The following is a 12,971-nucleotide window of genomic DNA, read 5'->3' on the forward strand; positions in this document are numbered from 1 at the left end:
AGGGCGAAAGCTATTGAACGAGCAGAAGGTAACTCAATTGAATCATATTGAACTCTGGGAAGAATGGAAAGAGCATGGGAATACCGAAGCGAAAAAGAAACTGATTGAAAATCACCTTCACATTGTAGAGTATGTTTCTAGTCGCTTGGCTATTGGTCTTCCTAAAAATGTATCAAAAGATGATTTGGCGAGCAATGGAGTTATGGGTTTAATTGATGCTATTGATAAATTTGATTATAAACGTGGGCTTCAATTTGAAACCTACGGTTCATGGCGTGTCAGGGGTGCTATTCTTGATTCATTACGCCAAGGAGACTGGGTCCCTCGTTCCGTGAGAGAGAAGTCCAAGAAGATAGAAGAGGCATACCAACAACTTGAGCAAAGATATTTGCGCTCTGTTAGTGACACTGAAATGAGTCAATATTTAGAAGTTTCTGAGAAAGAATATCAACAAATGCTGCAGGAAGTTGCTGTTATGACGTTATGTTCCTTGGAAGACCCTATCCGTGAAGAAGAATCAGAGACTCGGTTGAGTATGTTAATAGATGATAAGGCTAGAAACCCTGATTATAAGATCAACGAGTTCTATATGCAGGAGTGTTTAGTTAAGGGAATTGAAAAGCTAACTGAGAAGGAACGAATTGTTGTTTCACTTTTATATTATGAAGATCTATCACTAAGTGAAATTGCTGAGGTTATGTCGCTTTCTCCATCGCGAATTTCTCAGCTACATTCTAAAGCTATTTTGAGGTTAAGAGGAACGTTAGAGAAGAATAGAGATTTATTATTACAAAACGATTAAGGCAAGCGTACGTTGTGAGAATGCTTCGTGAATTTGTAAACTCGAAATAAGGGGGAGTAAGCTTGGCTGAGCATGCAGCATTGGATAAATATTTGAATGTTACGATCTCTGAGGATAAAACAATGGCATACCTTCAGTTCTCTAGCCTAGATGATAATAAATTCACCCCAGAAGAGCTTGAAAAATTTATCCGTAATCATAAAATTCAATATGGCATTGAATATCACATGATAGATCGTATTGCGAACCACCCAGGAGAATATCAATATACTAAGACCCCAATTGCAATTGGTGTACCACCTATTCATGGAACAGATGGTTCTATTGAATTTTCATTTAAAATTGAAGAAGCTAAGACTCGCCGGCCCGTAGAAAATGAAAATGGGGATGTAGATTATAAGGAAATTATTAGTCTGAATAATGTACGCAAAGGGCAGTTAATTGCACAGCGTAAATTAGCGGAACCGGGGAAGAATGGAATATCCGTACAGAATGAAGAAATCGCCTTTAAACCGGGAAAAGAAGTGTATTTCAAATCAGGCAAAAATGTTCTGATTAATGCCGAACAAACAGCGATGTATGCGGCAATTGATGGTATGATTACAACAACTGATAAAAATAAAATTAATGTATTTCCAATATATGAAATTAACGGCGATGTAGATTACAGTACAGGAAACATTGATTTTGTAGGAACTGTAGTTATCCGTGGTAATGTGCTAAGTGGATTTAGGATCAAGGCCGCAGGAGACATCCGGGTAATAGGTGGAGTAGAGGGTGCTGAACTCGAAGCTGAGGGGTCTATAGAGATTACAAGTGGCATTATAGGCTATCACAAAGGTTATGTGAAGGCAGGTCATAACGTTAAGAGTTCCTTTATACAGGATGGAAATGTCATAGCAGGAGAAGATGTGCTCGTCTCTCAAAGTATTATGCATTCAAATATAAGAGCTGGAAAAAATGTTATTTGTAAAGGTACAAAGGGGCTCATTGTGGGTGGTACCATACAAGCAGGTGAGAAAGCGGTCGCAAGGACGATAGGTAATACGATGTCTACAGTGACCATTATTGAAGTAGGCGTCTTGCCTGAACTTAGGAATGAGCTAGTAGATCTTCGTAATCAATTAAAGGTTCTTACAGACAATATGGAGAAGACGGGTAAAGGTCTAAACATGTTAGATCAATTGGCTGCTACTGGACAATTAACGACGGATAAACTTAGTATGAGAATTAAACTCAAGGCAACGCAGAGCTCCTACCTTCGAGAGAATGCTGAAATTAAGGAACGTATTCTAGAGATTGAGAAAATGTTGGAGGATACGGGGAGAGCCAGAGTAGATATTGAAAAAACGATTTACGGGGGCTCCAAAATTGTCATTGGGAGATATACCCGCTATGTGAAAGACACTTCGGAACGTGTTTCCTTTTATTATTCTGAAGGCGATATCAGTATGGTTCCTTTCATATAACCAACGAAGCCAATGTTAAAGTCTTATAGGAAGAGGTGTCTATCGTGAGTATGAAATCGGTGGAATTGCAAATTGCAGTGCCGAGAACCCAAGAAGCAGGGAGAATACAAAACGAGTTACTTCAGAGGCCGGTACAAGACCAAGTTCAATTGGCTGCACAGAATATAAAGGAAAGCCGCGAAATGAGCCAGCGAAGTAATGGCGTAGATGAAACGACAAATTCATCCATTCGTGAGGAAGGGAAGCAGCATTCTTCCATGAAAGACGGACAGACACAAATGCAACAAGAACAAGCGCAAGCACAAGAATCAGAAAAACATCCGGCAGAGCATCCTTTTAAGGGGCACCACATTGATCTGTCTTTATAATTAATGATTAAATGATAGGAACGTAAAGGAGACTTGAGTCTTTTGGAACCATGGCTAATTATCGTACTGTTAGGGGCTGCGGCATTCGTTTATGCTTTGATGTTGCCTAAGAAGCCAGCATCTCAGGTGGACAAGTCTGCATCAGATCGTGTAGTAAAAGAAGTAGAGGCAACATTAGAACAGTATATGGCTGATATAGAAACGGAAAATGATGCACTAGTTGAGTTAGTTGCTCAAATGAAAAAAGACTCTTCTGTGAAGCAGTCTACTCTTGAAGAACAACTGACTGAGATGAAGAAACAGCTAATTAAAGTTGAACAACATTTAATTGAATACGATAATCGTATTTCTGTATCTGAGAACAAATCATTAAATGATGATCTCGAAATATTAAGCGCAAACGTAGACGCCGATGAGAAACCGCTAGATTTACTCGATACGTCAAAAGAACCAGTTAATACGATCAAGCATCGTTATTCGGAAGTATTCGAATTACATGACCAAGGGAAGTCTATCGATAGTATTGCTAAGATAGTAGGGCTTCAGCCTGGAGAAATACAACTTATTCTTCAACTAGCGAAACAGGAGGCAGCGATGTGATCAAAGATCGTTTTTTTATGACGGGTCTTGGGGCAGGTCTTGTGATTGGCGCTCTGTTATTGGCACTTATGGGCAAAGCAGAAGACTTAGTACCGAATGATAAACCTACTACGCCATTGACTAAAGAGCAGATTGAGGAACAAGCGGAAGCATTGGATCTTAAAGTTGTAGATTCATCGGAGGAACTATTAACAGAAGCGGAATGGACAGAGGTTATGGTGGAGAAGAGTGGTGAACTACAGGGAGGTTCTACAGAAGAACCTAAGCAAAGCTTACCTGCAGAAGAACCGTCAAATCCAGAAAAGCCTGTTACACCTGCTAAGAGTGATAATGATGACAATAATACGAAGAATTCAACGATTAAGACTCCGAATGCCCCGAGTGAATCAACGGCTTCAACCCCGACAACTACGGTTAAGCCTAAATCTTCTGAAGGTATTTCGTATAGGATCAGGGAAGGTAACAATCTGACTGAGATTGCAGAGGGATTGAAGAAGGCTGGCGTTATCTCGAATTCAGAACAATTTATTAAGGAAGCAAACGCACAGAGAGTTAATCGGCTATTAAGGGAAGGTTACTATACCTTTTCAGATGAAGAAACCAATAATTCGATTATAGCCAAAATTACAATGAAACCGTCACGCTAAGTTTTTAGTCTAGTGGCGGTTTTCGTCGTTATAAAAGAAGGATGGAGCTAAAATTCTCGAAAAATAGATTGCATACATCATTCAGTTATGTTATATTAAATGACGGTGTTAAAAACACACGCCAAGTGATTCTAACAGGGGTGCTTTCTGTTGAAAGTCCTGATGGAAAATGACGGTTGGCGGAGGACACAAAAACCAATTAGGAGGTGCTTTACAATGGGAGTAATATCCATGAAGCAACTTTTGGAAGCAGGGGTACATTTCGGTCATCAGACCCGCCGCTGGAATCCAAAAATGGATCGTTATATCTTCACAGAAAGAAACGGTATTTACATCATTGATTTGCAAAAAACGGTTAAAAAGGTAGAAGAAGCTTATAATTTCATTAAAAGCGTCTCTGCTGACAATGGTACTATTCTTTTCGTAGGTACTAAGAAGCAAGCTCAAGATTCTGTGAAAGAAGAAGCTGAACGTTGTGGTATGTTCTACATTAACCAACGCTGGCTCGGCGGAACTTTGACAAACTTTGAAACAATCCAAAAACGGATCTTCCGTCTGAAGGAACTTGAAAAATGGGAAGAAGACGGCACATTTGGCGTCCTACCTAAAAAAGAAGTTATCCTTCTTCGCAAAGAAAAAGATCGTCTTGAGAAATTCTTGGGCGGAATCAAGAACATGAAGGGCCTACCTAGTGCTTTGTTCATTATTGATCCTCGCAAAGAACGTATTGCAGTTGCAGAAGCTCGCAAATTGGGTATTCCAATCGTGGGTATCGTAGATACTAACTGTGATCCAGACGAAATTGATTACGTTATTCCTGGTAACGACGATGCTATTCGTGCCGTTAAACTTTTAACTGGTAAAATGGCTGATGCTATTGTTGAAGCTCATCAAGGTGAAGAAGAAACTGCTTAATCTTGGGTTAAGTATTTCACATATGAATTAAATGAAAAGGGTGGTTGGCAGGTGGATAACCTCTCACTACCCTTTTTTTAAAGACATAAGATAATCTTGCTACGTTATAGTGTACATTTTCTAGTCTATCATCGGTAAACGTCTGCGTTTACTCTTGTATTTAAGATTATGATACTAAATAAACCTATTTTGGAGGAACATTCAATGGCAGTTAATGCTAGTGCAGTTAAAGAGATTCGTGAAAAAACAGGCGCAGGTATGTTGGATTGTAAAAAAGCACTTGAAGAAGCTAATGGTGATTTGGACAAAGCAATCGTATTGCTTCGCGAAAAAGGATTGGCAGCTGCTGCCAACAAAGCGGGACGTACAGCTACTGAAGGTACTGTGGAATCATATATTCACGCAGGCGGGAAAATTGGCGTTCTTGTAGAAATCAACTGTGAAACAGATTTCGTAGGTAAGACAGATCAGTTCAAGGAATTTGCTCGTGATATCGCTATGCATATTGCAGCAACTAATCCTCTTTATGTACGTCGTGAAGAAGTACCATCTGATGCAATTGAGAAAGAAAAAGAAATCTTGAAGGCTCAAGCTTTGAATGAAGGCAAACCTGAGAAGATTGTTGAAAAAATGGTTGAAGGTCGTATCAGTAAATACTATGAAGAGTTCTGTCTTATGGAACAATCTTTCATCAAAGATCCTGATAAAACAATTAGCACTTTGTTGAAAGAAAAAATCAGCACAATTGGTGAGAATATTACCATTCGTCGCTTTGCTCGTTTTGAACTTGGAGAAGGTTTGGAAAAGAAGCAAGATAATTTCGTAGAAGAAGTTATGGCGCAAGTTAATAAATAAAGTGTAAATACGACTATAATAAGTTATAAAGAAGAGTGGAACACAGTGTGTTCCTTCTTTTTTAAAATATAAGAAAGTATAGCGTGTCATCCCATGTTTTCTTATATTTCTTGGATGTTTGTGTAATTTTTATAACTTGGCACCGCCTATAGAGGTGCTGTCTTAAAAGCGGAGGTAGAATATTGGAGCAGCCTGTATTTAAAAGAGTTGTCTTGAAGGTCAGTGGTGAATCACTCGCGGGTCAAAATGGATACGGTATTGATGCCGATACCATAGTTTCTATTGCAGAACAGATTAAAGAAGTGGTAGAGCTTGGCGTTGAGGTAGCCATCGTATGTGGTGGTGGTAACATCTGGCGTGGGATTGCTGGAAGCGCTAAAGGTATCGATCGTGCAACAGCCGATTATATGGGTATGCTGGCAACGGTAATGAATTCGCTTGCGTTACAGGATGCATTGGAACAAATCGATGTGCCTACACGCGTACAGACTTCCATAGCTATGCAACAAATTGCAGAACCATATATCCGGCGTAGAGCCATACGCCATTTAGAAAAGGGTCGCGTCGTTATTTTCGCTGCAGGTACAGGTAATCCGTTCTTCTCGACGGATACAACAGCTGCATTACGAGCAGCAGAAATTGAAGCGGAAGTTATTCTAATGGCTAAGAACAAAGTGGATGGCGTATATTCAGCGGATCCTTTCATAGATAGTACAGCAGTGAAATTCGAGCAATTGTCTTATTTGGATGTATTGAACAAAAACTTAGGTGTAATGGATTCTACTGCAACATCCTTGTGCATGGACAATAACATCCCGCTTATCGTGTTCGCTTTAACAGTAGAAGGAAACGTTAAACGTGTTGTTCTAGGGGACAAAATCGGAACTATTGTAAAGGGAGCGTAGACTGATGCCACAAACCGTAAAAAAACATACTGAAGAACGTATGGAAAAGGCAATTCTTTCGTTAAAACGTGATCTTTCGTCACTACGAGCAGGACGAGCAACACCTGCAATACTTGATCGAATTCAAGTGGAATATTACGGAGCACCCACACCACTCAATCAATTAGCTAACATTACTACACCTGACTCACGTACTTTAATGATTCAGCCGTGGGACAAATCATCTTTGTCAGAAATTGAAAGAGCCATCTCCAAATCGGATCTTGGACTTACGCCTTCTAATGATGGATCCATGATTAGATTAACAATTCCCGTTCTAACAGAAGAGCGTCGTGGAGAATTAGTCAAATCAACCAAAAAGTTAGGTGAAGAGGGAAAAGTTGCGATTCGTAATATTCGTCGAGATGCAAATGATGAAATTAAAAAAATGGAAAAAACCGATATTTCCGAAGATGAATCCCATAGACACCAAGAGGACATTCAGAAACTCACGGACAAGTTTATCGGAGAAGTAGACAAAGTTCTCTCGGCAAAAGAAAAAGAGATCACGGAAGTATAAGAGACGTATAGCCCCTCCTTTATGGTGGGGTTTGTCTCTTTCTAATAGAAACGGTGTCCATAGTGATTGGCGTAGCTGTTTCAACCTGCACAATGTGGCTTGGAGGAAATGGAATGATCAAACGAATAAGGTCGTGGTGGAGAAAGAAAGATACTCTGAAACCAATGGACATATCCGCGGACAATATTCCTCGGCATGTCGCGATCATCATGGATGGTAATGGGCGCTGGGCGAAACGGCTCGGTTTACCTCGTATTGTTGGACATCAGAATGGAATGAAAGCTGTAAAACGTGCTACGATTGCAGCAGACGATCTCGGAATTAAATATTTGACTTTATATGCATTTTCAACTGAAAATTGGAAACGCCCTAAAGATGAAGTTGATTTCTTGATGAGGCTTCCACAAGAATTTCTAGCTATAGAGTTAGACGAATTAATACAGAAAAATGTTCAGATTCGTATGATGGGTGACAAAGAAGGTTTGCCAAAACATACGTTGCTTGCTATGGAGAAAGCTATGAAGCTTACTTCGGAGAATGATGGACTTGTGTTGAATTTTGCGCTAAATTACGGTAGTCGTAAGGAACTGACTGATTGTGTGTCACACATGGGCCACGAAATTGAGGCAGGACGAATGAAGGCAGATGAGATTACCACGGGGTGGATTGATGATCACCTGCATTCACAAGGAATACCAGATCCGGATCTGCTGATTCGAACAAGTGGAGAGATGCGACTTAGCAATTTCATGCTCTGGCAACTAGCCTATAGTGAACTATGCTTCACTGATATATACTGGCCTGAGTTTAATAAACAACATTTGCACGAAGCGGTTGCTGAATATCAGCGTAGAACTCGGCGATACGGCGGCCTGTCATAACTCAAATGGAGGATGGAACCGTTGAAACAACGACTAATTACCGGAATCATTGCTGGAATTGTTTTCTTAGGATTTTGTTTATTGGGTGGCTTTCCATTTCATCTCCTTATTCTGGCTATGTCTTTTATAGGCTATTATGAATTTATAAAAATGGTTAAAATTAAGCCCTTCAGCATAGTAGCCCTCGTGGGTTACTTAGGCGTGTTGATGTTCATGTTTCCATGGAAACTTTTACATATCACTTATACACCAACGCTAGAGCATGGAATATGGTTGCTGATGTTCTTGTTCATGTTGATCACTGTGTTCAGTAGAAATAAAATCGGAATTAAACATATTTCATTATTATTTATAGGTGCCCTTTATGTAGGAATCGGTTTTTCTTATATTGCTGGGTCGCGGAATTCACCTGATGATCATGGACTTTTCTGGACTTTTCTTATTCTTTCCTGTATATGGGCAAGCGACTCAGGAGCATATTTTTTAGGGAAAATGTTCGGGCGCAACAAACTATGGCCTTCCATTAGTCCTAACAAAACCATCGAAGGAGCGCTTGGTGGAGTTCTGGTTGCTATTATTGTAGCTATCATTTTCTCTGTTTTACCAGGAGATATATTGAGTATAGGAAGAGCTGTACTTATTGGGTTAACCTGTGCTGTTATTGGTCAATTAGGTGACCTAGTACAGTCTGCCTATAAGAGAGTATATGATATTAAAGATTCAGGTAAGTTACTCCCAGGGCATGGTGGGATTCTGGATCGCTGCGATAGTTGGATTATTGTTTTTCCATTTGTACATATCGTGATGTTATTACCTTACTAACACGAGAGTAGGTGCATTATGAAAAAAATTAGTATTCTGGGTTCCACTGGATCTATCGGAACCCAGACCCTTGACGTGGTGTCTATGCATCCAGAACAGTTTCAAGTTGAGGGATTGGCAGCAGGAAATAATACTGAATTGTTATTGCAGCAAGTCAGTCAATATAAGCCTCGTAAAGTATCGGTATCTACGAAGGATTTAGCCGACCGAATCAGACCCCATCTTCCTGCAACAACGGAAGTGTTTTATGGTAGTGAGGGCTTAATAGAAGTTGCAGCCGGCACAGATGCGGATACGGTTGTGACAGCAGTTATGGGCAGTGTGGGATTGCGATCAACTCTAGCTGCTATTGAGGCAGGAAAACATATTGGACTTGCTAACAAAGAAACGTTAGTGACTGCAGGTCATCTGGTCACATCGCTTGCTCATCAAAAAGGAGTGAAACTGCTTCCCGTTGATAGTGAGCATTCTGCTATTTTTCAATGTATGAATGGAGAACGTAGAGAAGATGTTACAGGTATCACAATAACGGCCTCTGGGGGTTCCTTTCGGAATTTGAGCCGAGAAGAGCTAGAACATGTCACCGTAGAAGACGCTCTGAAGCATCCAAATTGGTCTATGGGATCTAAAATTACAATTGACTCCGCTACGATGGTTAATAAAGGGCTTGAAGTGATAGAAGCACATTGGCTTTTTAATCTGTCATATGATCAAATTAATGTGCTACTTCATCCAGAAAGTATCATTCATTCATATGTTGAATATTGTGATAGTTCAATTATTGCTCAGCTTGGGAATCCAGATATGCGTGTTCCGATTCAATATGCGCTAACTTATCCTGAGCGTTGGCCTTCCCCTTCAACCAGATTGTCACTAACACAAGTTGGAAGCCTTCAATTTAAGGAGATGGATTTAGAAAGATTTCCTTGTTTAAGATTAGCTTACGAGTGTGGTAGAATGGGAGGCACGGCAACAACAGCTTTTAATGCTGCGAATGAAGTAGCGGTGTCGCGGTTCTTGAACCGGGATATATCGTTCTTACAAATAGAGCAGATTATTGAAGGTGTGCTCGAACAGCATATCAACAGTTCCGTACCTGATATTAATGTTATCGAAGAATGTGATCTTCGTTCACGTGAATTAGCTTTGAAGTTATGATTAAACACCATTAGACTCCTCTTTTTATAAAAAATGCTTCAGAAGTGATTCTCTTGTGTTGGGTCGGAGAATAATGATAATCTATATGGACATACTTCGATCTTAGACAATAAAGGGGGATGCGACGATTGGAAATGGTGCAGATTGTATTTTTAACCGTGTTTATGTTTTTCTTGATAGTTACGGTTCATGAGTGGGGCCATTATTATTTCGCAAAACGTGCTGGAATTCTAGTTCGTGAATTTGCGATCGGTTTCGGTCCAAAACTGTTTTCTTATAAACGTAACGAAACACAGTTTACGTTGCGATTGTTGCCCTTTGGTGGGTATGCACGTATGGCTGGGGAAGATCCTGAGCTTGTTGAGATTAATCCAGGACAGACAATTGCCATTAGAATTGTCAATGGGGAAGCCAAGAAGATATATTTGGATCAGCTTGATAATCGGAAGAACGTGATCCGTGGTGAAGTGGAATCTATTGATTTGGACCAAGCGTTAACACTCCAATTGAATGTGGATGGAGATCATCAATCTTATAAGGTACATCCACAAGCCATGATGGTAACTAAGGGGCAAGAGACACAAATTGCACCTAAAAATCGTCAATTTGGTAGTAAAACTATTGGACAACGTGCGCTAGCTATTTTTGCAGGACCACTAATGAATTTTTTGCTAGCATTTATTCTATTTGCAATATACATTCAGATGGCTGGAATACCTATAGAAAATCCTCAGTATGTGCAAATTGCGGAAGTATCTAAGGGCATGCCTGCTGAAGAAGCTAAATTGCAAAAGGGAGATATCGTAGAGTCGATTAATGGGGATGCCATTGGTGCGGACCGTCAGAAAATGGTGGATATGACATTCGAATCCAAGGGTAAACCTATGGAATGGACGATTACCCGTGATGATGAGACCTTTAATGTGACTCTTACTCCACGTGAAATGGCTGGACAGGAAGGCGGGAAAGTAGGCATTACGCTTGAACTTCCGTCGCGTAACGCTTCTTTTGGAGAAACGATTACCGAATCAGGTAAAAGGATGGTCACGACTACCGAAATGATATTTGAAGGATTTAGCCAATTGATTGCTAAGTTCTCAATGGATGATATAGGAGGGCCCGTACGGACTTTTGAAGTGACAGGACAGATTGCTAAGCAGGGAATTGTTCAGCTAACAAATTGGGCTGCAATATTAAGTCTATACTTAGGGATATTTAACTTACTGCCCATTCCTGCACTAGACGGAAGCCGTCTTGCTTTTCTCGGTATAGAATGGGTGCGTGGTAAACCTATTGATCCTAATCGCGAAGGTATGGTTCATTTCATCGGATTTGCGATGTTATTCTTACTTATGATAGCTGTAACGTATAACGATATATTAAGATTAATTAATGGCTAACGGAAATATTGATAGGTTCTATGTGTGAAATATGGGACCAAGTCTTGGGAGGAAATCCATTTTTATGTCAAAAGATAAACAGTTTGTAACAGAAATCACACCACAAGGTGAAGATTTCTCACGCTGGTATATTGATGTTATTAAGAAGGCTGAATTAATGGATTATTCGCCAGTACGGGGTTGTATTATATTCCGTCCGGATGGATATGAAATCTGGGAACACATTCAACAAGAGTTAGATCGGCGGTTCAAAGAGACGGGTCATAGAAATGCCTATTTCCCTTTGTTTATACCAGAGAGCTTTTTTCAAAAAGAAAAGGACCATATTGAAGGCTTTAATCCAGAGTTGCCTTGGGTTACCGAAGCAGCTGGTGAGAAGTTAGAAGAACGTTTAGCCATTCGTCCAACGTCTGAGACGATGTTTGGTCATATGTATTCCAAATGGATTCAATCCTATCGTGATCTGCCTGTATTGATTAATCAATGGGCAAACGTAGTTCGTTGGGAGAAGAGAACATTACCGTTTCTTCGAACAAGTGAATTCCTTTGGCAGGAAGGTCATACGGCACATGAGACGGAAGAAGAAGCTCGGACTGAAACGATGCGTATGCTTGAAGTTTACCGTGACTTTGCGGAAGAGTTTCTTGCCATTCCAGTGATCACGGGACAGAAGACACCTTCAGAACGTTTTGCAGGTGCAGTAGATACGTTCTCTATTGAAGCAATGATGAAGGATGGACGGGCCGTACAAGCTGGGACTTCTCATTATTTAGGAACGAAGTTCGCTGTAGCTTTTGATATTCAATACTTAAGTCGTGAGAACGTACAAGAATATGTACACACGACCTCATGGGGAACGAGTACTCGCTTGATCGGTGCTATGATTATGGTTCATGGGGATGATCGGGGTCTTGCTTTACCTCCCAAAGTAGCGCCAACCCAAGTTATTATGATTCCTATTGGACCTGCAAAGACTCGAGATGCAGTTATAGAACGTACAGATGAATTGTTTAAAGAACTGAAGAAGGCTGGGGTGCGCGTTCGTGTAGATGACCGCAGTGATGTAACACCGGGCTGGAAGTTCAATGAATATGAAATGCGCGGCGTTCCTGTGAGATTAGAGCTAGGTCCTCGTGACATGGAGAATGGTGTCTGTGTCTTAGTTTCCCGTATTACTGGGGAGAAGAAAATAGTTCAGCAAGATAACATAGTCGAAGAAATCAATGCAATGTTAGAGCAAGTACAACAAGAAATGCTGAGCCGTGCCAAACAATTTATGCAGGATAACTTCTATTCTGTTGATACTTTGGAAGATATGAAGGCAAGTATGGAAGAGCGTCGTGGTTTCTCTCTAGCTGGATGGTGTGGTACGGAAGAATGTGAGAGCAAGGTGAAGGAAGAAACGGGTGCAACGAGTCGTAATATTCCTTTTGAGCCTGCCGAACAAAAGCATACTTGTCTTGTATGTGGGAAGCCAGCAGAGCACACGGTAGTTTTTGCCAGAGCTTACTAAATAAATGATGCAATACAGATAAATGATGGAGAGCTTCTGGGCAGAAATGAGTCGGTGGGCAAGAGATCGAGAACATT

Annotated in this window: 14 protein-coding genes; all 14 read left to right on the plus strand. The window is 40.5% G+C overall.

Annotated elements, in window-relative coordinates:
- The first annotated feature begins 13 nt into the window (after window positions 1-13).
- Window positions 14-802, plus strand: coding sequence for a FliA/WhiG family RNA polymerase sigma factor (locus tag J2T13_RS16010; RefSeq protein WP_429372996.1), 789 nt, complete (start codon window positions 14-16; stop codon window positions 800-802).
- 62 nt (window positions 803-864) lie between these two features.
- Entirely contained in the window at window positions 865-2,271 is a 1,407-nt protein-coding gene (locus J2T13_RS16015) for a DUF342 domain-containing protein (RefSeq protein WP_429372998.1), read from the plus strand.
- A gap of 50 nt (window positions 2,272-2,321) precedes the next feature.
- A complete protein-coding gene (locus J2T13_RS16020; RefSeq protein ID WP_429373101.1) occupies window positions 2,322-2,639 on the plus strand; it encodes a hypothetical protein in 318 nt (105 codons plus the stop codon).
- 42 nt (window positions 2,640-2,681) lie between these two features.
- The gene (locus J2T13_RS16025) at window positions 2,682-3,239 is read left to right on the plus strand and encodes a hypothetical protein (RefSeq protein WP_429373000.1); all 558 of its coding nucleotides are present in this window, start codon (window positions 2,682-2,684) and stop codon (window positions 3,237-3,239) included.
- Entirely contained in the window at window positions 3,236-3,886 is a 651-nt protein-coding gene (locus tag J2T13_RS16030) for a hypothetical protein (RefSeq protein ID WP_429373002.1), read from the plus strand. Before J2T13_RS16025 ends, J2T13_RS16030 begins: the two co-directional genes overlap by 4 nt.
- A gap of 216 nt (window positions 3,887-4,102) precedes the next feature.
- Window positions 4,103-4,801, plus strand: coding sequence for a 30S ribosomal protein S2 (gene rpsB / locus J2T13_RS16035; protein ID WP_429373004.1), 699 nt, complete (start codon window positions 4,103-4,105; stop codon window positions 4,799-4,801).
- A 204-nt stretch (window positions 4,802-5,005) separates the two neighbouring features.
- On the plus strand, window positions 5,006-5,656 hold the full coding sequence (gene tsf, locus J2T13_RS16040) for a translation elongation factor Ts (RefSeq protein ID WP_429373006.1): 651 nt from the start codon (window positions 5,006-5,008) through the stop codon (window positions 5,654-5,656).
- A 182-nt stretch (window positions 5,657-5,838) separates the two neighbouring features.
- Window positions 5,839-6,561, plus strand: coding sequence for a UMP kinase (gene pyrH / locus J2T13_RS16045; protein ID WP_429373008.1), 723 nt, complete (start codon window positions 5,839-5,841; stop codon window positions 6,559-6,561).
- A gap of 4 nt (window positions 6,562-6,565) precedes the next feature.
- Entirely contained in the window at window positions 6,566-7,120 is a 555-nt protein-coding gene (frr, locus tag J2T13_RS16050; protein WP_429373009.1) for a ribosome recycling factor, read from the plus strand.
- Between the two features lie 113 nt (window positions 7,121-7,233).
- Window positions 7,234-8,001: an isoprenyl transferase gene (locus J2T13_RS16055; RefSeq protein ID WP_429373011.1), complete on the plus strand. Its 768-nt coding sequence runs from the start codon at window positions 7,234-7,236 to the stop codon at window positions 7,999-8,001.
- A gap of 21 nt (window positions 8,002-8,022) precedes the next feature.
- Entirely contained in the window at window positions 8,023-8,823 is an 801-nt protein-coding gene (locus J2T13_RS16060) for a phosphatidate cytidylyltransferase (RefSeq protein WP_429373013.1), read from the plus strand.
- A gap of 18 nt (window positions 8,824-8,841) precedes the next feature.
- Window positions 8,842-9,981 (plus strand): 1-deoxy-D-xylulose-5-phosphate reductoisomerase, encoded by a 1,140-nt coding sequence (locus J2T13_RS16065; RefSeq protein ID WP_429373015.1) that lies wholly within the window; start codon window positions 8,842-8,844, stop codon window positions 9,979-9,981.
- Between the two features lie 128 nt (window positions 9,982-10,109).
- Entirely contained in the window at window positions 10,110-11,381 is a 1,272-nt protein-coding gene (gene rseP, locus J2T13_RS16070; protein ID WP_429373017.1) for an RIP metalloprotease RseP, read from the plus strand.
- A 64-nt stretch (window positions 11,382-11,445) separates the two neighbouring features.
- On the plus strand, window positions 11,446-12,894 hold the full coding sequence (gene proS / locus J2T13_RS16075) for a proline--tRNA ligase (RefSeq protein ID WP_429373019.1): 1,449 nt from the start codon (window positions 11,446-11,448) through the stop codon (window positions 12,892-12,894).
- Window positions 12,895-12,971 lie beyond the last annotated feature (77 nt).

The sequence above is a fragment of the Paenibacillus sp. DS2015 genome, assembly GCF_050433705.1.
Taxonomy (GTDB): Bacteria; Bacillota; Bacilli; order Paenibacillales; family Paenibacillaceae; genus Paenibacillus_AQ.

Coding starts and splice junctions, on each gene's coding strand:
- J2T13_RS16020 (WP_429373101.1), top strand. CDS start 2,322: ATGAAATCGGTGGAATTGCAAATTGCAGTGCCGAGAACCCAAGAAGCA.
- rpsB (WP_429373004.1), top strand. CDS start 4,103: ATGGGAGTAATATCCATGAAGCAACTTTTGGAAGCAGGGGTACATTTC.
- tsf (WP_429373006.1), top strand. CDS start 5,006: ATGGCAGTTAATGCTAGTGCAGTTAAAGAGATTCGTGAAAAAACAGGC.
- frr (WP_429373009.1), top strand. CDS start 6,566: ATGCCACAAACCGTAAAAAAACATACTGAAGAACGTATGGAAAAGGCA.
- J2T13_RS16055 (WP_429373011.1), top strand. CDS start 7,234: ATGATCAAACGAATAAGGTCGTGGTGGAGAAAGAAAGATACTCTGAAA.
- J2T13_RS16065 (WP_429373015.1), top strand. CDS start 8,842: ATGAAAAAAATTAGTATTCTGGGTTCCACTGGATCTATCGGAACCCAG.
- proS (WP_429373019.1), top strand. CDS start 11,446: ATGTCAAAAGATAAACAGTTTGTAACAGAAATCACACCACAAGGTGAA.